Source organism: Bosea sp. 29B (assembly GCF_902506165.1).
Taxonomy (GTDB): domain Bacteria; phylum Pseudomonadota; class Alphaproteobacteria; order Rhizobiales; family Beijerinckiaceae; genus Allobosea.
This window is the reverse complement of the sequence record NZ_LR733817.1, coordinates 4,540,351-4,562,879: the sequence shown is the minus strand read 5'-3', so window position 1 is coordinate 4,562,879 and position 22,529 is coordinate 4,540,351. Positions and strand designations below refer to the sequence as shown.

Annotated in this window: 14 protein-coding genes and 2 pseudogenes; 10 read left to right on the top strand and 6 right to left on the bottom strand. The window is 65.4% G+C overall.

What is annotated here, in order from left to right:
* Window positions 1-160: 160 nt before the first annotated feature.
* Entirely contained in the window at window positions 161-5,407 is a 5,247-nt protein-coding gene (locus GV161_RS22230; protein WP_152013442.1) for an alpha-2-macroglobulin, read from the top strand.
* Window positions 5,408-5,630: 223 nt separating this feature from the next.
* Window positions 5,631-7,001, top strand: a pseudogene (gene pbpC / locus GV161_RS22225) (penicillin-binding protein 1C); the annotation flags it as partial.
* A gap of 255 nt (window positions 7,002-7,256) precedes the next feature.
* On the opposite strand, the gene GV161_RS22220 reads toward pbpC, so the two are convergent.
* A partial coding sequence (locus GV161_RS22220; protein WP_210337921.1) for a transposase occupies window positions 7,257-7,402 on the bottom strand: 146 nt, incomplete at its 3' end.
* Window positions 7,403-8,753: 1,351 nt separating this feature from the next.
* Between GV161_RS22220 and GV161_RS22210 the strand changes: the two genes are divergently transcribed.
* A complete protein-coding gene (locus tag GV161_RS22210) occupies window positions 8,754-9,602 on the top strand; it encodes a glycosyltransferase (RefSeq protein ID WP_159650356.1) in 849 nt (282 codons plus the stop codon).
* 1,344 nt (window positions 9,603-10,946) lie between these two features.
* Here GV161_RS22210 and GV161_RS22200 read toward each other — a convergent pair.
* The 3 genes and pseudogenes from GV161_RS22200 to GV161_RS22190 form a co-directional block, all read right to left on the bottom strand.
* Window positions 10,947-11,122, bottom strand: a pseudogene (locus GV161_RS22200) (IS5/IS1182 family transposase); the annotation flags it as partial.
* A 114-nt stretch (window positions 11,123-11,236) separates the two neighbouring features.
* A complete protein-coding gene (locus tag GV161_RS22195; protein ID WP_152013854.1) occupies window positions 11,237-11,518 on the bottom strand; it encodes a hypothetical protein in 282 nt (93 codons plus the stop codon).
* Between the two features lie 243 nt (window positions 11,519-11,761).
* Window positions 11,762-13,048, bottom strand: a complete 1,287-nt coding sequence (locus GV161_RS22190) for an aminotransferase class III-fold pyridoxal phosphate-dependent enzyme (RefSeq protein WP_244624001.1) — start codon at window positions 13,046-13,048, stop codon at window positions 11,762-11,764.
* Between the two features lie 22 nt (window positions 13,049-13,070).
* On the opposite strand from GV161_RS22190, the gene GV161_RS22185 reads away from it, so the two are divergent.
* A complete protein-coding gene (locus tag GV161_RS22185) occupies window positions 13,071-14,012 on the top strand; it encodes a TetR family transcriptional regulator (RefSeq protein ID WP_152013856.1) in 942 nt (313 codons plus the stop codon).
* A gap of 9 nt (window positions 14,013-14,021) precedes the next feature.
* On the opposite strand, the gene GV161_RS22180 is transcribed toward GV161_RS22185, so the two are convergent.
* Window positions 14,022-15,071 carry an aryldialkylphosphatase gene (locus GV161_RS22180; RefSeq protein ID WP_152013857.1) on the bottom strand — a complete coding sequence of 350 codons (1,050 nt, stop codon included), beginning with the start codon at window positions 15,069-15,071 and terminating at the stop codon, window positions 14,022-14,024.
* Between the two features lie 281 nt (window positions 15,072-15,352).
* Between GV161_RS22180 and GV161_RS22175 the strand changes: the two genes are divergently transcribed.
* Window positions 15,353-16,951, top strand: coding sequence for an ABC transporter substrate-binding protein (locus GV161_RS22175; RefSeq protein WP_201303046.1), 1,599 nt, complete (start codon window positions 15,353-15,355; stop codon window positions 16,949-16,951).
* On the opposite strand, the gene GV161_RS22170 is transcribed toward GV161_RS22175, so the two are convergent.
* Entirely contained in the window at window positions 16,952-17,272 is a 321-nt protein-coding gene (locus tag GV161_RS22170) for a hypothetical protein (RefSeq protein WP_152013858.1), read from the bottom strand.
* Between the two features lie 99 nt (window positions 17,273-17,371).
* Here GV161_RS22170 and GV161_RS22165 point away from each other — a divergent pair, with 99 nt between their 5' ends.
* The 5 genes from GV161_RS22165 to GV161_RS22145 all read left to right on the top strand — a co-directional run bounded on the left by GV161_RS22165 (window position 17,372) and on the right by GV161_RS22145 (window position 22,521).
* Window positions 17,372-18,385, top strand: coding sequence for a substrate-binding domain-containing protein (locus GV161_RS22165; protein ID WP_152013859.1), 1,014 nt, complete (start codon window positions 17,372-17,374; stop codon window positions 18,383-18,385).
* Between the two features lie 65 nt (window positions 18,386-18,450).
* A complete protein-coding gene (locus GV161_RS22160) occupies window positions 18,451-19,728 on the top strand; it encodes an extracellular solute-binding protein (protein WP_152013860.1) in 1,278 nt (425 codons plus the stop codon).
* Between the two features lie 75 nt (window positions 19,729-19,803).
* On the top strand, window positions 19,804-20,658 hold the full coding sequence (locus tag GV161_RS22155) for a sugar ABC transporter permease (RefSeq protein WP_152013861.1): 855 nt from the start codon (window positions 19,804-19,806) through the stop codon (window positions 20,656-20,658).
* Entirely contained in the window at window positions 20,655-21,461 is an 807-nt protein-coding gene (locus GV161_RS22150) for a carbohydrate ABC transporter permease (protein ID WP_152013862.1), read from the top strand. Before GV161_RS22155 ends, GV161_RS22150 begins: the two co-directional genes overlap by 4 nt.
* A gap of 10 nt (window positions 21,462-21,471) precedes the next feature.
* Window positions 21,472-22,521, top strand: a complete 1,050-nt coding sequence (locus tag GV161_RS22145) for an ABC transporter ATP-binding protein (RefSeq protein ID WP_152013863.1) — start codon at window positions 21,472-21,474, stop codon at window positions 22,519-22,521.
* Window positions 22,522-22,529 lie beyond the last annotated feature (8 nt).

Below are 22,529 nucleotides of genomic sequence, written 5' to 3'. Positions count from 1 at the left end.
GCCACAGAGGCAAGAGGCGAGAACCGCTCACTTGCCCGCAAGCCGAGTTGCGCCTGACGCGCCCGGTGCTAGCTTCGCGCAACGCAACGTGATGACCCGTCATCACGTTGCCGCCTGCCGCGGCCAGTATCCTGCCGCCCGCCTTTTCGGAGACCGAGCCATGCGCCATCTCGTCCGTCTCGCCCTCCTGCTCGGCCTGACTGTCGCCGCCGGACCCGCTTTCGCCCAGAAGGCCTATGTCCGGCCCGATCTCGCCAGCGACGGCCAGCGCCTGGAAGAGCGATTGAAGCGCGAGGTCTCGGTCGGCCAGCGTCCCTTTGCCACCCTGCTGCGCGACGGCACCGCCGCCCTCGGCCGCGGCGATGCCCGCGCCGCCCTGCCGCTCGCCAACGCCGCGGCAGTCGCCGATCCCACCAATCCCGGCGGCTGGCGCCTGATGGCACAGGCGGCGAGCGGCATCGAGCCGCGTGATTATCGCGAGCGTTATGAGTTGCGCGAGCGCGCCGTCAGCGCCGCCTATCTCGCCTATCAGCGCTCGACCTCGCGCAATGACGAGGCCTCCTCGCTCGGCGTGCTCGCCCGCGTCTTCGAGAAGCACGAGCTCTGGCGCCCGGCGCTGACCACCTATCGCCTCAGCCTCGATCTTGCCGACAACGCCTCGCTGCGCACAGATTACGAGGCGCTGCGGGCCCAGCGCGGCTTCCGCCTGACCTCCAACAAGGTCGATTCCGATGCGGCGAGCCCGCGCGCCTGCTTCGAATTCTCCGAGCCGCTGTCGCGTGGGCGCGTCGACTTCACGCCCTATGTCGCCATCACCGGCAAGGGCGATTTCGCCGTCACCGGCGAGGAGCGCCAGCTCTGCGTCGACGGCCTGCGCCATGGCGAGCGCTACAGCTTCGTCATCCGCCAGGGTGTGCCCTCGGCCATTCCCGACGAGAAGCTGCTGAAATCGGCCGATTACGAGGTCTACGTCCGTGATCGCGCCCCGTCCGTGCGCTTCACCGGCAAGAACTATGTGCTGCCGCGCACCGGCCAGCAGGGCGTGCCGGTCGTCTCGGTCAATGCCGACAGCCTCGACCTCGAGGTGATGCGCATCGGCGACCGCAACCTGATCGGCTCGGTCCATTCCGACGACTTCCTCAGCCAGCTCGGCAGCTACAACGCCAGCCAGATCGCCTCGGACAAGGGTTCGAGCGTCTGGAAGGGCACGATGGCGGTGAAGTCCGAGCTCAACAAGGATGTCACCACCGCCTTCCCGGTGCTGGAAGCGGTCGGCCGGCTCCAGCCCGGTGTCTATGTGATGTTCGCCAAGCCGACCGGCACCAGCAAGACCGCGAGTTCGTCCGACGGCGATGGCGACTATGACGACGGCACGACCCGCGCGACGCAATGGTTCGTCGTCTCCGATCTCGGCCTGACCTCCTTCTCCGGGCCGGACGGCGTGCATGTGCTGGTGCGCTCGCTCGCCGACGCTTCGCCCGTCGCCAATGCGGAACTGCGCCTGATCGCCCGCAACAACGAGGTGCTGGCGACCGTCCGCTCCGACCGCGACGGCTATGCCCGCTTCGACGCCGCCCTCGGCAAGGGCCAGGGCGGCAATGCGCCGGGCCTCGTCACCGCCAGCGTCGGTGAAGATTACGGCTTCCTCGACCTGAAGCAGACTGCCTTCGATCTTTCCGATCGCGGCGTGAAGGGCCGCGTCGCCCCGGCCGGGCTCGACGCCTTCCTCTATACCGAGCGCGGCGTCTATCGCTCCGGCGAGACCGTCTACCTGACGACGCTGCTGCGCGACGCCAAGGGCGCCGCCGTCTCCGGCCTGCCGCTGACCCTCGTCGTCAGGCGGCCGGACGGCGTCGAATATCGCCGCCGCCAGGTCGAGGATCAGGGCGCCGGCGGCCGTGCGCATTCGATCCCGCTGATCTCCGGCGCCCAGACCGGCACCTGGCGCGTCCAGGCCTATTCCGACCCGAAGGGCGCCGCGATCGGCGAAATCTCCTTCCTGGTCGAGGATTACGTCCCCGAGCGGCTGGAACTGACGCTGTCGCCGAAGAAGCAGGTGCTGCAGGCCGGCGAGCCGGCCGAGATCGACGTCAACGCCCGCTATCTCTACGGCGCGCCCGGCTCCGATCTCGACGTCACCGGCTCGATGACCGTGCGCTCGGCGGCGCAGACCGCGATCCCCGGTTTCGCCGGCTATGAGGTCGGCTTGACCGACGAGGCCTTCGAGCCGCAGCAGGCCGAATTCGAGGACGCCGCCAAGACCGGCGCCGACGGCAAGGTCACGATCGCCAACCCGGTCGCCCAGCCCGAGACCAACCGGCCGCTGGAAGTCGAATTGACCGTGCGCGTCGGCGAGCCCGGCGGGCGCGCCATCGCCCGTTCCGTCACCATGCCGATCGTGCCGAAGGGCGCCGCCATCGGCGTGCGCAAGGCCTTCAAGGAGGGCGAGCTCGGTAACGGCCAGACCGCGACCTTCGACGTGATCATGGCCCAGGGCGACGGGCGCCGCCTCGCGCGCCAGGGCGTGAAATGGACGCTGTCCAAGGTCAGCCGCAACTATCAGTGGTTCTACCAGGACGGCCGCTGGAACTATGAAGGCGTGAAGACGACCCGCCGCGTCGCCGATGGCGAGATCGCCGTCGCTGAGAACGCTCCGGCCCGCATCGCCGCCCCGGTGCAATGGGGCAATTACCGGCTCGATGTCAGCGCCGATGGCGGCGAGGCGACCGAGACCAGCGTCTCCTTCAATGTCGGCTACGAGACCGACAAGACCGCGGACCAGCCCGACGTGCTCGACGTCGCCCTCGACAAGCCATCCTACGCCAATGGCGAGAGCATGCAGGTGCGCCTGACGCCGCGCTTCGCCGGCAAGGCGACGCTGGCGGTGATGAGCGACCGAATCGCCGAGATCCGCACCGTCGACGTGCCAGCCAATGGCACGACCGTGACCATCCCCGCCAAGTCGGACTGGGGCGCCAGCGCCTATCTCGTCGTGCTCGCCCATCGCCCGATGGACACGGCTGCGCAGCGCATGCCGGGCCGTGCCATAGGCCTCGCCTGGTTCAGCGTCGGCAAGGAGGAGCGCAACCTCGCCATCGATCTCGGCGCGCCCAACCTCGTGCGCCCGCTCTCGACGCTGTCGCTTCCGGTCAAGGTCACGGGTGCGAAAGCAGGCGAAGAAGCCTTCATCACCGTCGCGGCGGTCGATATCGGCATCCTCAACCTCACCCGCTTCGAGAGCCCCGATCCGAGCAAGTACTTCTTCGGTCAGCGTCAGCTCGGCCATGAATTGCGCGATCTCTACGGCTATCTGATCGACGGCATGCAGGGCGCGCGCGGCGCGATCCGCTCCGGCGGCGACGCTGCTCCGCAGCTCAATGGCGAGGCGCCGACGCAGGAGCCGCTGGCGCGCTATTCCGGCGTGGTCAAGCTCGGGCCGGACGGCACGGCCAAGGTCGATTTCGAATTGCCGGCCTTCAACGGCTCGGTCCGCGTCATGGCGGTGGCCTGGAGCGCCGGCCGCACCGGCCAGGCCAGCGCCGACGTCTTCGTGCGCGATCAGATCGTGGCGCAGGCGACGCTGCCGCGTTTCCTGGCGCTCGGCGACCAGTCGCGCTTCCACCTGCAGATCGACAATGTCGAGGGACCGGCCGGCTCCTATCTCGTCGATCTCGACGTCAAGGGCCCGGTCGTCGTCGCCGCCGATGCGACCCGCCGCAGCATGACCATGGCCGCCGGCGCCAAGAGCTCGCTGACGATCCCGGTCACCGCCGCCGGGCTCGGCCGCGCCAGCTTCGACGTCAAGGTCACCGGCCCGAACGGCATCGGCACGGTGCAGAACCTTGCCGTACGCGTGCAGCCCTCGACCCAGACGATCGCGCGCCGGATCGTGCGCCCGATCCCGGGCGGCGGCTCGCTGACCGTCTCCTCCGATCTGATGGCCGATCTCGTGCCGGATTCCGGTGCGGTCTCGGTCTCGGTCTCGCCGGTCGCGGCGCTCGACGTCGCAGCGGTGCTGAAGGCGCTCGACCGCTACCCCTATGGCTGCACCGAGCAGACGATCAGCCGGGCGCTGCCGCTGCTGGTCGTCAACCGGCTCGCCTCGATGGAGCAGCTGGCGCTCGACGGCAATGCCGATGAGCGCGTCACCGCCGCGATCGAGCGCGTGCTTGCCCGCCAAGGCAATAACGGATCCTTCGGCCTCTGGGGCGTCGGCGGCGAGGATCTCTGGCTCGACGCCTTCGTCACCGACTTCCTGACCCGCGCCCGCGAGCGCCAGTTCGCGGTGCCGCAGACCGCCTTCAACATGGCGCTCGACCGCCTGCGCAACCAGGTCGTCAACACCAGCGAGATCAACAAGGAGGAAGCGGCCGGCATCGCCTATGCGCTCTATGTGCTCGCCCGCAACGGCCGGCCGGTGATGGGCGATCTGCGCTATCTCGCCGACAACAAGCTCGGCGATTTCGGCTCGCCCCTCGCCCGTGCCCAGATCGGCGCCGCGCTCTCGCTGCTCGGCGACCGCACCCGCGGCCGCGCCGCCTTCAGCAGCGCGTTGGGAACGCTGCAGCAGGCCAGCGATGACGGCCTGTCCCGCGCCGATTACGGCTCGCGGCTGCGCGACGGCGCCGGCATCCTGACCCTGATCGCCGAGAGCAATGGCGAGCGCACCGACCTTTCCCGCGCCGCCGACGTCGTCCAGAACGCGCGCCAGAATGCGCGCTACACCTCGACGCAGGAGAACATGTGGATGGCGATGGCCGCCGCGGCCATGGCCAAGGACGCCGAGGGCATGGCGCTGACCGTCGACGGCGCCGAGCGCAAGGGCGCCTTCTACCGGACGATCCCGCAGGCCTCGCTCGAAGCGAAGCCCCTCGTGATCGGCAACCCCGGCACGGCCTCGGCCAATGCGGTGATCACCGTCTCCGGCATCCCGTCGACGCCGGAGCCGGCCCTGAACCAGGGTTTTGGGCTGGAGCGCACGCTCTTCACCATGAAGGGCGAGCGGGTCGATCCGTCGCGGCTGCGCCAGAACGAGCGCTATGTCGTCGCGCTCAAGGTCACTGAGCCGACGGCGCGCTATGGCCGACTGCTGCTGGTCGATCCCGTCCCGGCCGGCCTCGAGATCGAGAACGCCAAGCTGACCGAAGGCGCTTCGGTGGAAGGCCTCAACTGGCTGAAGCAGGAGGTCTCGCCCGTACATACCGAAGCACGCGACGACCGCTTCGTCGCGGCCTTCGAGCGCAGCGGCGGCAAGAACGACCCGCTGGGCTACACGGTCGCCTATATCGCCCGGGCCGTCTCGCCCGGCCGCTATGTCGCGCCGGCAGCCGTGATCGAGGACATGTACCGGCCGGATCGCTTCGGCCGAACAGCTTTCGGCACGGTCGAGATCACCTCGGCGCGGTGACGACGTGACGGAGCGGCCGGACGAGCGGAACGCCTCTTCCTTCTCCCCTCGGGGGAGAAGGTGGCAGCGCGAAGCGCTGACGGATGAGGGAAGTCAGGCGCGACCTGGCGACCAACGCACCCCGTCGAACGGCCCTCATCCGTCTGCTTCGCAGACACCTTCTCCCCCGAGGGGAGAAGGAAGGCGCACCTGGCCTCGCCGGCTCGCTTATGCGGGTGCAGGCATGGCAGCCCTAACAGCCGCCACTACCGCCTCCCTCTTCTGGTACGCCTCGACCCTTCCCCCGATCGACTTCGCCGCCGCCCGCGACCGCTCGACCGTGGTGCTCGACCGCGAGGGCAAGCTGCTGCGTCCCTTCGTCACCAGTGACGGGCGCTGGAAGCTGCCGGTCGGTGCTGATGACGTCGATCCGCGCTACCTCGCGATGCTCAAGGCCTTCGAGGACAAGCGCTTCGACGACCATGCCGGCGTCGACCCGCTTGGCACCTTGCGGGCAGCCGGGCAGATGCTGGCGAACGGCCGCATCGTCTCCGGCGGCTCGACCCTCACCATGCAGGTCGCCCGCCTGCTCGAACCGCGCCAGGAGCGCTCGCTCTCGGCCAAGCTGAGACAGGCGGTGCGCGCGATCGAGCTGGAGCGGCGCTTCAGCAAGACCGAAATCCTCGACCTTTATCTCACCCTCGCCCCGTTCGGCGGCAATCTCGAAGGGGTGCGTGCCGCGAGCTTCGCCTATTTCGGCAAGGAGCCGAAACGGCTCTCGACCGCCGAGGCCGCATTGCTGGTCGCCCTGCCGCAATCCCCGGAGACGCGCCGGCCCGACCGCTTCCCGGAAGCGGCGCGCAAGGCCCGCGAGCGCGTCCTCGCTCGCGTCGAAGCAGCCGGGCTCGCAACGCGAGACGAGGTCGCCGCCGCACGCGAGGAGCCGGTACCGACGGCACGCAGGCCTTTCCCGAATCTCGCCCCGCACACGGCCGAGCAGGTCGTCGCCGAGGCGCCGGAACAGCGCAGCCAGCGCCTGACCATCGACGCGCGCTGGCAGGCGAGCCTGGAACAGCTCGCCCGCGAGCGCGCCATCGCCTTAGGACCGCAGCTCTCGATCGCCATCCTGGTCGCCGACAATGAGACCGGCGAGATCCGCGCCTCGGTCGGCGGCGTCGACTATTTCGATGCCGGGCGCGCCGGCTCGCTCGACCTGACGCAGGCGCTGCGCTCGCCCGGCTCGGCGCTGAAACCCTTCATCTACGCGCTCGCCTTCGACAATGGCCTCGCCCATCCCGAGACCATGCTGGAGGACCGGCCGACCCGCTACGGCCTCTATGTGCCTGAGAATTTCGACCTCGGCTTCCAGGGCATGGTCAGTGCCCGCAAGGCGCTGCAGCTCTCGCTCAATCTGCCGGCGGTCGAACTGCTCTCGGCGCTGGGCCCGCAGCGCTTCCTGTCGCGATTGAAGGATGCCGGCGCCGCGATCGCCATGCCCAGGGATGGCGGGGCGCCTGGCCTCGCGATCGGCCTCGGCGGCCTCGGCATCACCCTCGCCGATCTGACCCGGCTCTATGTCGGCCTCGCTCGCGGCGGCGAGGTCGTGCCGCTCAGGGTGAAATCGGAAGGCGTGGGGAGCGCCACGTCTTCTCCCTCCCCCCGCTTGCGGTGGGGAGGGCCGGGGTGGGGGGCAGTGCCGCTCGGGACTGGACTGGAAGAAGAGCCCAGCCCCGCTTTCCACCCCCGCCGGTCAGCGAGGTCTGGGTCGGGCGCGCGGTCAGTCCGGCGACGTCGCGCGTCGCGCTGCCGACCACGCGCAGCGTCGAACCGGTGTTGGACACGGTGAAGCCGGCGCCGACGGCTGCCTGGNAGCAGCCCCTCGTACTTCTTCTTCCAGTTAAAATAGGTCGCTTGGCTGATTCCGGCCCGGCGGCAGATCTCCGCCACCGGAATCCCGTCCGCGCCCTGCTTCAGGATGAACGCCTTCTGGGCGTCCGAGAACTTCGAATCCTTCATCGTCTTCCGCTCCTCCCAGCCCAAGGGAAACGACACGGAAAACTCTAGCCCAAAGCGATCCAGTTTTAAGGGCTCAGATCAGCGGAGGCTCTGGTGTGCTTGTGCTGAAGCGACCTTAACACTGAGAGGAGAAGCGTCCGCCCCCCGACTGGCTCATCGGTGTCGCGCGCCGCTGAACCGAGGAGCTGATGTCGGTCCTGTTGAGACCGAGGCCCGGAGCTAGGCTCGATGAATCAACGGGGTCGGCGAGAAGGAACAGGCCCTGAACCTCTGCAGGCCATCGTGGCCGAGGTCTTCCAAATGGCACGGCGTAGAGCGAGCTCTCTACGCCAACATTTTTGAACAGCCAAAACTTGGCGTCAGTCACGTGGCGTCGAAACCCCTCACGCGTCATGGTGTCGATGCTTTCGTGTGCCCATCCGTGGTTCTCGATCCGTGCACCCTCGTGAGCAAGATCTTGAATCTCACGTACGCTGACTGGCAACGCGTATGGCGGGAGGGGCTCGTCTCGGCAAACCAGGCGACGTCTTAGTTCGGCTATTAAGTCGCCATGGGCAGCAAGAGGAAGAGCTGCTAACGCCCACTTGACAGCGTTCCGCGCGCTTCTGAGGTTTTCCGGTGACGAGAGATCGTATCTTTGGCGCATGAAGCACATGCACTGGACCGTTCTCGTATCAAAGGCCAGATCCATCTCGCTGAATGAATATGGCGAGAGGTGAACGATGTTGTAGGGATTGACGAAGAAGCTCACGCTGTGGCCCAACTCTAGAGCCACTTGGCAGGCCCGAGCGCCAGCCGCGGTACTATCATCTACGGTCAGAGCGTCGGAGTCGGCGGTTCCGATCGGTCGATAAGGCTCATCTCGACCTTGCAAATAAGCACGCAAGGCGGTTTCCTCAACGTACAGGCGGTCGAGCTGCGAATCGAGCCTCCGATGCGGAAGGACTCCGTGTATCAGATGTATGGCCATTTCAGACTTCCTGCGGTGACTATTAGGTAGGCACGGGTGAACACCCACTCAAATACAAACCGGTGCATCACACCTCAACGCCCTCGCGTTTTGATGTACGCGCATGATGCCACCGGCTTGGGTCACCTGCGACGTGTGTGCCGAGTAGCGGACGAACTTTCGCGTCAGTTCACCGTGTTAGTGCTGACAGGCATGCCAGAGGTAGCCTGGCTTGCTCCCAGCAGCGTGGAGTATGTGAAGATACCAAGCTGGGATTCCCTTCGGGCGTGGCGGAGCAAGTATAGGTCAAAAGAATGGCTTAGCCTAAGTCGGGACGACGCGCTCGCTTTTCGTCGGGATCTGATCACTCCCATTTGTCGTGCATTCAAGCCTGACGCTGTCGTGGTGGACTACGTTCCGTTCGGAAACGGAGGCGAGCTTGAGCCGATTCTTCGCGAGCTTTCTGCGAAGAAATACTTGCTTCACAGAGGCCTCGTCGATCCGTCTGATGCCCATATGCTGATCGGGGAAGCGGCGAACTATTTGCTGGAGGCATACGACCGCGTAATCGTAGCCGCCGATCCAGCGGTGGTCGATGTGGCACAAGAGACCGGCCTAAGCAGAGCGTTGGCAGACAGGCTGCATTACGTCGGATACGTTGCGCCGGATGCTCCGGATCGCGCTACCATAAGGAAGCATCACGGCGTGACGAACAGCGATACTTGGATCGTTTGCTCTGCCGGAGGAGGTCTTGGGGCCGAGGACACAATGAGGCTCTGTGTCGAGCTGGCAACAAATCGACCGGAGCTGATTTTTGATGTCACGCTCGGTCCGCTCTCCAAGCTTAATCCGAGCTCCTTGAACGCACCACAAAACTGTCGGGTCCAATCCGTTCGCCGCGATCTACCCGAGATGCACGGATCTGCGGACGTTGCCATTATTAATGGAGGCTATAACTCTTTGATGGAATGTCTCGTCGGCAACGCGCGCATAATCGTTCGCCCGAACCAAACTGGCAAAAACACAGAGCAGATTACACACGCTCTAAAACTTGGGAAATTCGAGCGTATCGTGGCAGTTGAGGCTGCGGAGAGGTTGGAAACTGCGTTTGACGCGGCTCTCCAGAAGGAACCAGCTTCGGTGAAGCCGCCTCTGAAGTTCTATGGTGCGGTGGCCACTGCCCAATTCCTATCAGCTGAGCTTAATTCTTGCTTTTCACGGCTTGCTTCAAGCGCTGCTCCTGATACCTGATTGCTCCATTCCACCTGCTCCTTTTTGTGAATGTCACGCGAGAGCGCTTGACGATATCGAGCATCTTCTCTCAATCTCAAAAGCTGGCAAAATTCACCAGCTTGACTTCAACGGCCTCTAAAATATTTACGCTGGGGTCTCTAGCCCGCTACTTTAACATCGTAGGTCGTGAGCGGTCGTGCGCATTCCAAATTGCTTGAATCGTGGCTTGATTCCGAACGTGATTGGGAGCGCCTGTTATGCGGTCCAATCTCGGGTCGAGGGGCCGCTATTTTCGGACATGTTATTAGAGCGCGAGGAGGAGCTTTGGACGAGCTCAGCGGGCGAGCACACTCCCGCAGAGTGCGAAACTGGCGCTATCCTCTTCGACAGGGCGGGGAATGTTCGTCGATGCTGCAGGCACTGGCAGCGGCTCTTGAGCAATAAACTTCACGCAAAGGAATTCGCTCAGCGGGCAGAAGTACGTGTCGCTCGACTATTGTGGAAAGGCGCAGATCTTGAGGCATTTCCTTCTGAGCTGCTCAATGACAATGTTGTCATAAAGAGTAAATTCGGGTGGTCCTCTCGGCAGGTGATACCTGTGCGTGCTGGAGTAAATATGTTCACTGGTAGCCCAGTATCAGCCAGCGCGCTTCGCGCGTGGGCGGGCTCCCTGTTGGCAGACCCACGGTTCCGCAACACGAGCTTCTTCGCAGAGGAGTTGCTCGTTGGAGCTGGCAACGGCCCAGCCGTTCAGACTGACTACAAATTGTTCTGCTTTGGATACGATGTCGCCTTCATCCAAATCATTGATCGGGTGGGCGGCACCAGCTCTTGGTACACGCGGACTTGGGATAGGGTGCCAGACCAGATGCACACCCTGTTTCTAAACGGAAAGACGCATCCGCGTCCGCAAAGATTAGAAGAGATGATCGACATATCGCGAAGGCTTAGCCGTCGGTACGAATATCCGTTTGTCCGGTGCGATCTATATAGCTGCGTTGATGGGGTCTATTTTGGTGAGCTAACCCACGCGCCTAATGCCGGAAGATCGCGAAAGCTTTTCACTCCGTTCGCAAATCGTGTGTTAGGACGGCTCTGGGAAGAGGCGCTCAACACGGGACTTCGGTAAGCGCTCAAGTGTAATCGGTTCTTGCCGAGCTCAATCTGGGCCTGCCGGACAGCCCGCTGGGGATGTGACCATTCCATGATCGGAGTCGCTGGTAGTTCACCCGATAGAGGCTAAACGTCGTGTCGTGAATGACCGCTTCGGGTCGAGGTCGTGTGAAAACGCGATTACGTCAGTGTCGATGACGGCCGCCTTTTGCGAGTGCGGCGATGACGCGCGCCGGCAGACGGGCGCGATCAGGCGGCGATGGCCTTCATCAACGGTTTGACCCCGAAGAGGTTGAACATTCGCTTCATATTGTAGGCGAGCACCTGCAGGCTCATCTCGGTTTTGACCTTTCGAGGGTCCTGGTCAGGAGATGGGTACTGCCCATCCAGGCCTTGAGCGTTCCGAAAGGATACTCGACGGTCTGTTCATGGCATCCGGCATCGCGGCATCAACACCCTGATGCTGTGGCTCCTCCGCGGAGTAACGTTCTTGGGCTACTCTGTGATGCGGATTCATATCGGTATTCTCCAAGCGAGACCTACGCTGCAGCCGGATTGATCGAAGCGTCGTCGTCCAGATCGGACATGCTGAACATCTTGATCTTTCGGGCCTCGTCGGTGTCGAGCATCGCTTCCTCGCCATCGGCAAGGCTGGCCAAGGACTTCGGCCTCAGCGCCCATTCCGCCATGCGCAGATACAGGATCGTGCCCTTCCGAGCTCCTTCAAGCAGGTCCGCGAAGTGTCGATCTTCGAGGCTCCCGGATGCGATCGCATCAAGAATCTGGTCGCCATGCGGCAAAACCTCATGCTGATGGAGCACAAGGAACTTCGTATTCTCCCGCGTCAGGAACGTGCCCGTTAGAGCCTTCTTGACCCATTGATCCGGACATCATTGCAGCTGCGGCCGATCGCAAAGCGCTGATCCAGGAGCTGTCGACGATCTGGTTCAAGGCCCTGTACGAGACCGATTAAGGCGAGCTATCGGCGTGATCGCCGGCAACCCGATTTCGACGCGGTTCTAACGGAGAAGAAGCCGCCTTGCGGTGACTGCAGCCACACCCGCTCAGGCGAGCACATGCCTGCGCTCCGTGACGATGTCCCGCAATGCGGCCAGGAATTGCTCCGTCGCCGCATCGTCGACGGCCAGGGACAAGGCGATGAAGCCGCGACGGGCGAGGTAGAAACCGCGCTCGAGCAGATCCAGGAAGACGAGCTCCTTGATGCGATCGTCGCTTCCGGCGAGGTCGTCCGGCGTGTTCACCGGGCCGCGAAAGCCATGGATAGTCATCAGCGAGCCCTGTCCGCTCGCCAGGAGTGCGACATCGGCCTTACGGAAAACCTCGTTCAGCCGTTCTCGCAGGCGTTCGCCGCGCGCGTGCAACTCTTCGGCGATCTCCGGCGTGAAGACCTGCGTCAGCGCGGCGATGCCGGCCGACATGGAGAGTACGTTGTTGTTGAAGGTTCCCGCATGCGGCAGGGAGCCCGGCCTCTCGGGGTCGTACATCGCCATGATATCGGCCCGGCCGCCAAAGGCCCCGAAAGACATGCCGCCGCCGATCCATTTGCCGAGCGTGACGAGATCGGGGTCGAGGCCGAGCAGGCCATGGGCGCCGCTGCGGCCAAAGCGCGACGTCATCACCTCGTCGAGGATGAGAAGTGCGCCTGCAGCGCGGGTTTCCTCGCTGACCATGGCGAGGAAATCCGGGCGTGCGGGAATGCAGCCGCCCGATCCCATCATCGCCTCGGTCAGCACGCAGGCGAGATCCGGTGCGTTCTCCCGGATCAGCCGTGCCGTCGCCTCGGTATCGTTGTAGGGCGCGACGATGAAGTCGTAGGGCGCGTTGATCAGGATGCCGCCGCCGCCGAAATAGAGCAGGCCGCCGTGATAGCCGCCCCGGAACACCAGCACTTTCGAGCGTTTCGTGAAGGCGCGCGCCGTGGCGATCGCCATCAGGTTCGCCTCGGTGCCGGAATTGGTGAAGCGCACCTGCTCGATCGCCGTGAAACGGGCGACCACATGCCGGGCGAGCTCGGCCTCGAACAGGTTGTGGCCACCGAGATTGACGCCTCCGTCGAGCGCCGCGTCGATCGCGGCTCGGATGACCGGATGGGAGTGGCCGAACAGGCCGGCGGTGTATTCGCCGAGCAGGTTGACATAGCGATGGCCGTCGGCGTCGGTCGCCACCGCTTCCTGGCCGTGAGCCAGCCGCAACGGAAACGGGCCATGGTAGAGAACGGTGCGAGTGTTTCCGCCCGGCATCACCTCGCAGGCGCGTTGGTGGACGGCCAGCGACTTCGGCCGCCGCTCCGCATAGCGCGACCGGGCCTCCACCAGCTCGTCGTCGATCACTCTGTTCCGCCGCGCCGCATCCATGATCTGCCGTCCATCGATTTGCCTCGACGCGCTGCTCCTGCAGCGCCATCGCCTCATCGACAATAATTGTACATCGTACAATTTATTTGTCGAGAGCCGCCGGCGAGGATTTGCGCTGCATGGTATCGCGACCTCGATGCGGCTGCTAATTGCGACGTGTCGAGCAGAAACGGGCCCGATCGAAGCGAACGCCGGGGAGGACATGCGGGAAGCCGAGCAACGCAAGCGTCGGGGCCGTCCCAAGCGTGACGAAGTGGTCGCGCTCGATCGCGCGCAGATCGTGGCGGAAGCGTTGCGGCTCATTGATGAGCGGGGACTGGAGGGCTTCAGCCTGCGCGAGCTCGCGCGGGCGCTGGGCGTGTTTCCGACGGCGCTGTACTGGCACATGCCTGGCGGCCGCAATGCCGTGCTCGGCGCGGTCGCGGCCACGGCTTTCACGGATGTCGTTCCGCCCGCCGAGGATGCGGTCGACGACTGGGAGAGCTGGGTCCGCGCGCTTTTCACGCGCTACCGCGACTCGCTGCGCAAGCACCCCAATATCGCGCCATTGCTCGGCGCCCAGATCGTCTCGAACACCGGCGTCGACATGGAGCTGGTCGAACGCATTCTTGCGGCGCTGGAATCCGCGGGCTTTGGCGGCGAACGGCTGGTCGATGCCTACAATACAGTGGTCGCGGGCCTGCTCGGCTATGTCACGCTGGAGCTCGCACCGGGTCCGGCCGAGGACGCCAGCGAATGGGCGAACGCCTTCGAGGCCGAGATTCGCGGCGTCGATGCCAGCCGTTTCCCGCGGCTCGCACGCAATCTCGACGCGCTCGCCAACCGCGCCTTCATCGTCCGCTGGCAAGGCGGCGCCGAGAAGCCGATGACGCACAGCTTCGACTTCTACGTCGAGACGATCATCACCGGATTGCGCGCGCTCTCGCGTAAAATTGGCTGAGCGGCTCGGTCAGACGAAGGTCAGCAGCCGGCGGGGGGTGCCGACCAGGATCGCCTCGATCTCGGCCTCCGAAAAGTTTCGGGAACGCATCAGCGGAACGATGTTCTCGAAGATGTGGGTATAGCCATGCCCGCCGAAGCTGGTCAGCCGCGTCTTGTAGCAGATGTCGTGGCTGATCACGATGCGCTCGAGATGGCCGTGGTCGATCAAGCTGCGGATGAAGCGAAGACGCCCTGCGTCGTTCGGCATGTCGATATCGGCCCAGGTGTAGAAGGCCTGCTCCTGGCCGAAGAGGTCGAACTCGATCACGCAGCCGGTATCGGCGAGCCGCAGCAGCGTGGCTTCGTCGAAGATCGTCCGATCGATATGGCTGAAGATGACGCGGCCGATATCGCCGCCATGCGCCAGGACGAAAGCGGCGATCTCCTGCGGTTGCTCGACTGCACGTCCGGGATGGATGTTGACGGCGGCGCCGGTCTCCTTCTGGGCGATCAAGGCGCCACACAGCACACGCTTCTCCAGATCGGTCCACGGTACCTGGCAGCCGATTTCGCCGATGATACCGGCGCGCACCGAAGTGTCCCAGGCGCCCTCGAAGACCTGGTCGATCATCTCCGCCGCGAAGCTGTCGATGTCGCGGTCGTCATTGGTCCGGTCCTGGTAGTCGTGGACGTAGTGGCCGCAGCCCATGACGATGGTCGCGCCGGTCCGGCGTGCGATCTCGGCGAGCCCATCGGGATCGGGCCTCAGCCCGCCATTGCTCAGCTCGACGATGGTCCGCCCGCCGGCATCGACCATGGCCTGGACTTCCCTGGCGGCCGTATCCCGGCAGCGTAGGACGAGGTTGCCCGGCACCTTCCAGCGCCCGTAGTTCATGCGGAAGCAATTGCAGAGCGAGATCTCGGGTCCCTGATCGGGGTCGGCAGCCATGGCGCTCGTGCGAATGTCCCAGATCAGGTGCTCATGCATCAAGGTGGCCCCGAGACTCGCCGGATCGACGAGCCCGAGCACGCTCTGGGCGTTGCCGCGCAAGGCGGTGCGATCGAGACGCTGTGTCATACCCAGCCGAGCCCCCGGGAGGTGACGGCGGCAACCTGCCGTGGGCCCGAGAGGTCGAGATAGGCCTCGCTCACGTCAGTCGCCGGCCCGGTGGAAAGCGGGGCAAGAGCCCGCGCCCTGGCCGGACTTGCGAACAGGGGAGCCGGCGCTCCCGCGACCAAGACCCGACGGGTGAACCCCGTTTTCCCGTGCATCGCCTCTCTCCCTGCCTGCTATTAATTGTACAATGGACAATTAAACCGCTGCGTGTCAACCTGACTGGCAAATGGGAGGAAAAGGGGATGGCTATGAGACGGCGAGATTTCCTAGCGGCGTCGGCAGGGCTTGTGGCGATCGCGGCTTCAGGCCGAGCGGGTGCTCAGCGGCGCGATCCGAAAGTCCTCAAATTTGTACCGCAGGCGAACCTGACCTCGCTTGATCCGATCTGGACGACGGCCCAGGTTACGACGAACCATGGCTTCGCCGTCTTCGACACGCTCTACGGCCTCGACAATGCGCTGAGGCCGCAGCCACAGATGGCCAGGGGCCATTCCGTGTCGGCTGATGGTCGCGTCTGGACGGTCGAGCTGCGCGCAGGCCTGACATGGCATGACGGCCAACCCGTACTCGCCCGTGACTGCATCGCGAGCCTGCAGCGCTGGGCCAAGCGTGACGCCTTCGGCCAGTTGCTCGACGCTATGGCGGACACATGGGAGGCCCTGGACGACAAGCGCTTCCGCGTGACGTTCCGGTCCGCCTTTCCGCTCTTCATCGAGGCGCTCGCCAAGCCTTTGGGCGTCACGCCCTTCATGATGCCGGAGCGTGTGGCGAAGACCGATCCCTTCAAGCAGATCACCGAGATCATCGGGTCGGGGCCATTCCGCTTCCTGAAGGACGAATACGTCTCCGGCAGCAAGGCGGTTTATGCCAGGTTCGACGCCTACGTCCCGCGTTCCGAGCCGGCAGAGCGCACGGCCGGCGGCAAGGTCGCCCATTTCGAGCGGATCGAATGGATCGTCATGCCGGATGCCGCGACCGCCGCGGCAGCCCTGCAGACGGGTGAGATCGACTGGTGGGACCAGGCACTGCCGGATCTGATCCCGGCCCTGCAGACCAGCAAGGGCGTCAAGGTCGCCATTCACGACCGGGCCGGCTTCATCGGCATGATGCGCTTCAACACGCTGCACCCGCCATTCGACAATCCGGCCATCCGCCGGGCGATCATGTTCGCCGTCGAGCAAACCGACTACATGCGCTCAGTTACTGGCGGCATCGATGAGAATTTCCGCAGCTGCGTCTCGATGTGGCCATGCGGCACGAGCTATGCCGGCGAGGCCGGTGCCGAGCCGCTCAAGGGACCACGCGACCTCGACAAGGCCAAGGCCATGTTGCGCGAGGCTGGCTACAAGGGCGAGCGGGTGGTCATCATCAGTCCGACCGACATCGCCAGCATCGGTCCGCTCGGGCAGATCACCGACGATCTCTTTCGCAAGCTCGGGATCAATGTCGAGCTGGTGGAAACCGATTGGGGATCGGTCGTTCAGCGGCGGGCCTCGCGCGAGCCGGTCGAGAAGGGCGGCTGGAGCATCTTCCATACCTGGTGGCCCTCACTCGCGGTCGACAATCCCGCGATCAACCAGACGCTGCGCGGGCAGGGCGGCAAGGGCTGGTTTGGCTGGTATGAGAACGCGACGGTGGAGGAGCTCGCCTCGAAATGGCTGATCGCGAAGGATCCGGTCGAACAGAAGGCGATCGCGGAAGCCATCCAGGTCGACGCATTCAGACAGGCTCCGATCATCCCGCTCGGCCAGTTCTTCATTCCGACAGCCTATCGGACCGATCTGACCGGCTTCCTCGAGTCGACAATACCGAGCATGTGGAATGTTCGACGCATTCCATAGTCAGAGGCGGCGGCTATCCGGGAATGCCTGGTTCTGGCTGATCGCCAATGTCCGGAGTTGGCGCAGCGTTGTCGCGAGTGTCTGGCCGATGCCTTGCAGCGAGGAGAAGACGCCACCGAGCTTATAGGTGACGGCGAGGAAAGTGGCGAGCGCACCGGTCCCGATCCAGCCCATTGCCGTCATAATGCCTCCGGTCGGCGCGGCAGGGAGGAGATAGCTGGTCGACAGCTGTGCGACCGAGCCCGGCACCACCGCATGGCGCGCCCAGCTCTGCGAAATCTCGGTCATCTGCGCGAAGGCGTGCCGCGCCCGGGCGGTCACCTGGCCGTCCAGGACGAAGACCAGGGCCTCCGGTCAACACCGGCCGGTTGACTTGAGCTATCGAGACGGTAATCTTCCAAAACGTTTTGGAGGCCCGTTTTGAGCTCTCTGAAGGACCTCGCTCGGAATCTGGGGCTCTCGATCACCACGGTGTCGCGGGCTCTCGACGACTATCCGGACGTTGCCGAGTCGACGCGCGAGCGCGTCCGGCATGCAGCGCGCGAAGCCAATTATCGTCCGCACAGTGCCGCCCGCCGCCTGCGCAAGGGCACCGGCGAGACGGTCGCCTTCGTCATGCCGGCACAGCCCGGGCACTTTCACGAACCGGTCTTCGCGGAATTGTTGGCGGCGATCGGGGAGAAGCTCGCGGCCGAGCACCACGACCTCATCCTGCTCGCGGCCCGTCCCGGTCTCGAGGAGATGGCGACCTATCGACGGCTGGTGGAGAGTGGCCGCGCCGACGCTTTCATCCTCGCCCGCACCCGCCGCAAGGACGAGCGCGTCGCCTATCTCGAGGCGAAGGGCGTTCCCTTCATCTGTCATGGCCGGACCGAGGCCAAGCGGCCTTACGCCTTCGTCGACGGCGATGGGCAGACCGGCTTCAGGACGCTGACGACGCGCCTGATCGGCCTGGGGCATCGCCGGATCGCGCATCTGTCGGCGCCGTCCTACCTCACCTTCGCGACGCTGCGCGCCGCCGGCTGGCGGCAGGCGATGATCGAAGCCGGCTTCGAGGAGGACGTGCAGCGGCTCTTCATCGAAGGCGAGCCGACCGAAGCGGACGGGCACCGCCTCGCCACCGAACTGCTGGCCGGAAGCCAGCCGCCAACGGCTCTCGTCTGTGCCACCGACCGGATGGCGCTCGGAGCGATGCAGGCCGTGGTCGAGGCCGGCCTCGCCATCGGCCCGGATATCGCGGTCACCGGCCATGACAACATTCCCGCTGCTTCCTATGCGCGGCCCGGGCTCACGACCTTGGAACTGCCGCCGGCCGAGGTCGGCGCGCGGCTTGCCGCGATGGTTCTTGCCCGCATGGGCGGGAGAGACCCGCGCGAGCTCTCGGCCGTACTTGATCTGCGGCAGATACCGCGAGGCTCGAGCAGTGAAGCCTGAGATTCCAAAGCCGGACTGAAGCGGCCGGCAAGGCCGCACGAAAACAAGCACAGAGGGAGGGTGTGATGAAAGCCATTCTTGCGAGCGCGGGCGCGATCGCGCTCGTGCTTACGGCGAGCCTCGCCGCCGCACAGGACGTCAATTTCCTGTCGACGCAATTGCGACCGGTCGAGGAAGCGCAAAAGGTCCGCCAGGTGCTACTCAAGGGTGTGCCGGGCAAGGTCTCCTATCTGGTCGAGGAGCCGCCGCAATTCGACGTGCGCATGAAGGCCGAGGGCAAGGCCGGCAAGCGCACGATCAGCCTCGCCGGAGCGCTGCACGGCGAATTGCAGCCGCTCGTAACCTCAGGCGATATCGAGCCGATCGACGACCTCGCCGCCAAACTCGCCGATCGCGGCATCCCGCAGGGGCTGATGGAGCTGGGCAAGCTCGGCACCGGCAAGCAGATCTATATTCCGTGGATGCAGGCGACCTACATCATGGTCGCGCGCAAGGAGGCGCTCGCCTCGCTGCCGGCCGGGGCCGACGTCAACGCGCTGACCTATGACCAGCTCGAAGCCTGGGGCAAGGCGCTGACCGAGAAGACCGGCAAGCGCCTGATCGGTTTCCCGGCCGGACCGAAAGGGCTGATGCCGCGCTTCTATCAGGGCTATCTCTACCCCTCCTTCACCGGCGGGGTGGTGACGCCGTTCCGCTCGGCCGAGGCCGAAGCGATGTGGGGCAAGTTCAAGAGCCTCTGGCAATACGTCAATCCGAACTCGACCAGCTACGACTTCATGCAGGAGCCGCTGATGGCCGGCGAGGTCTGGGTCGCGTTCGACCACGTCGCGCGCTTGAAGGACGCGCTCGTGCAGGAGCCCGACAAATATGTGAGCTTCCCGGCGCCGGCTGGCCCGAAGGGGCGCGGCTACATGCCGGTCGTCGCCGGCCTCGCCATCCCGAAGGGCGCGCCCGATCGCGCCGGCGCCGCCGCGGTGATCGAGCATCTGACCAAGCCGGAGGTGCAGGTGAAGACCGCGGCCGAGGTCGGCTTCTTCCCAGTGGTGAAGGCCGATCTGCCCGCCGATCTCTCGCCGGGCATCAAGCTGATCGCCGAGGGCGTCGCCAAGACGCAAGGGGCGAAGGACGCGCTGCCGGCGCTGCTGCCGATCGGGCTCGGCGACAAGGGTGGCGAGTTCAACAAGGTCTTCTCCGACAGCTTCCAGCGCATCGTGCTGCGCGGCGAGAACCCGCGCACGGTGCTCGATGCGCAGGCTGTCGTGCTCAAGGGCCTGATGGAGACGACGAAGGCACCGTGCTGGGCGCCCGACAAGCCGAGCGAAGGCGCCTGCCCGGTCAACTGACCCAACGCCTCCTCCCACTGGGCGGCCTTCGGGCCGCCCGCTTTTCCCATTCCACCACCCGCCGCCGGGACCGCCATGAAGCGAGCGCAGTCGCGAGCCCTCCCTTATCTGCTGCTGGCGCCGTCCCTGGTCTTCCTGGCGGCGATCTTCCTGCTGCCTTTGGTGCAGACGATCGCGCTGTCCTTCAGCGAAGGCGGAGTGGCCTCGCTCGGAAACTACCGGCGCATGGTCTCCGACCTGAACTTCGGTCCGGCCCTGCGCAACACCTTCCTCCTCGTCCTTGTGGTCGTGCCGATCCAGCTCGCGCTCGCCCTCGGCCTAAGCGTGATGATCGAGAAGATCGGCCGCGGGCGCGATCTCGTCCTCTGGGTCTGGACGATCCCGCTCGGCGTCTCCGACCTCGCCGCCGGCCTGGTCTGGCTCGCGATCCTGCAGGATCGCGGCTATCTCAACAGCGCGCTCTATGGTCTCGGACTGATCGACGGACCGACCGCCTGGCTGACCTATGAGACGCCAGGCACGCTCTTCCTCGGCGTCGTCCTGGCCGAGATCTGGCGCGCCACCGCGATCGTGCTGGTCATCCTGGTCGCCGGCCTGCAGCTTATCCCGAAAGAATATCGCGAGGCGGCCGAGGTCTTCGGCGCCAGGCCGTGGACGATCTTCCGCCGCATCACGCTGCCGCTGCTCAAGCCCAGCATCCAGACCGCGCTGATCCTGCGCACCGTGCTCGCCTTCGAGGTCTTCGCGGTGGTCTACGCCATCGGCGGCACCAATTTCCCGGTGCTCGTCGGCGAGGCCTACACCTGGCAGAACGCCAATCAGAACACTGGCGTTGCCGCCGCTTATGCGATGCTGATCGTGGTGATCTCGCTCGCCGCGACCGCAATCTATCTGCGTGTCTTGCGCGTGCCGGCGGAGCAGCAGCCATGAGCGGGCTGAAGCGCACGGTCTTCTGGACCGGCGTCGCCGCGCTCTGCGCCTGGGTGCTGGTGCCGATCTGGCTGATCGCGCTCGGCGCCTTCGGCGGTCGCACTGGCGTCTTCCGCTGGCCAAAATCGCTGTGGCCGGGCGATGCCTCGTTCGCCGCCCTGCAGACCTTCCTCGCGGTCGAGGGCGTCTGGCCGGCGATGGTCAACAGCATCATCGCGGCTCTGACCTGCATGGCGCTCTCGATCGGCCTCGGCGCTCCGGCCGGCTATGCGCTGGCGCGCTTCTCCTTCTGCGGCCAGAACGCCTATCGCCTGCTGATCCTGCTCACGCGCGCCTTCCCGCTCGCCATTCTGGCGCTGCCGCTGACGGTCGCCTTCATCCGCATCGGGCTCTACGACACCGCCTTCGGCGTCGGCCTCGTGCATACGGCACTGGCTTTGCCCTTCGCGGCGCTGGTCTCGGCGAGCCTGTTCCAGGCGATCCCGCGCGAGCTGGAAGAGGCGGCCTGGGTCTTCGGCTGCAGCCGCTGGCAGGCCTTCCGCAAGGTGGTGCTGCCATTGGCGCTGCCCGGCATAGCGGCAGCGGCGATCTTCGCCTTCGTCATCTCCTGGAACGAGGTCTTCGCCGCCTCGGTGCTCTCGGTGAAGAACCGCACCCTCACCGCCTACCTGCTGACGGTGCTGGCGGAATCGCCGCTGCATTTCCGCTTCGCCGGCGGTTTCCTGCTGATCCTGCCCTCGCTTGCTTTCATCTTCGCGGTCCGGAAATACCTGTTCGCGATGTGGGGCATCGCCAACCGCTGACGGGAACGACATGGCCGAGATCACCATCGACGGTATCGCCAAATCGTTCGGCGCGACGCGGGCGCTGGAGCAGATCGATCTTTCCGTCGCTGACGGCGAGTTCGTCGCCCTGCTCGGCCCGTCCGGCTGCGGCAAGACCACGCTGCTGCGGATCATCGCCGGGCTGGAGAGCGCGACGAGCGGGCGCATCGTCATCGGCGGGCGTGACTTGACGGAGGTGCCGACACGCCGGCGCGGGCTCGCCATGGTGTTCCAGAACTACGCCGTGTTTCCCCATATGAGCGTCTACGAGAATGTCGGCTTTGGGCTGCGCATGCAGGGCGCCGACGAAGTGCGTGTCAAGGCGCAGGTCGGCAAGGCGGCCGAGCTGCTTCACATCACGCCCTATCTCGATCGCTATCCGGCCAAGCTCTCGGGCGGGCAGCGCCAGCGCGTCGCCGTCGCCCGCGCGCTCGCGGTCGAGCCGCCGGTGCTGCTGATGGACGAGCCGCTCTCCAATCTCGACGCGCTGCTGCGGCTCGAAATGCGCGCCGAGCTCAAGGCGGTGCTGCGCGAGGCCAGGACCACGACAATCTACGTCACCCACGACCAGACCGAGGCGATGGGCCTCGCCGACCGGATCGCCGTGATGCATGGCGGGCGGATCGAGCAGATCGACCGGCCGACCGAGGTCTATGAACATCCGGCGACAACCTTCGTCGGCGGCTTCGTCGGCAGCCCGCCGATGAACTTCCTGCCGGTCTCCGTCGAGAATTCACGGCTGGAGCTGGCGGGCGCGAACCTGCCGGCGCCGAAGACCTCCGGCGAGCTGCTGATGGGCGTCCGGGCCGAGGACCTGATGCCGGTCGCCGCAGGCGAGGGCCTGCCCTTCGACATCGCGGTGGTCGAACCCCTCGGCGCGCACGACCTCGTCACCGGCCGCAGCGGCACGACGTTGCTGCGCGTCGCCGCCCCCGCCGGCAGCGGCCACAAACCTGGAACGCGGATCGGCCTCAAGCCCGACCCGAAACGACTGGTCTGGATGGACCCGGCCTCCGGCCGGGCGCTTCCGACGCAATGATGGACTAG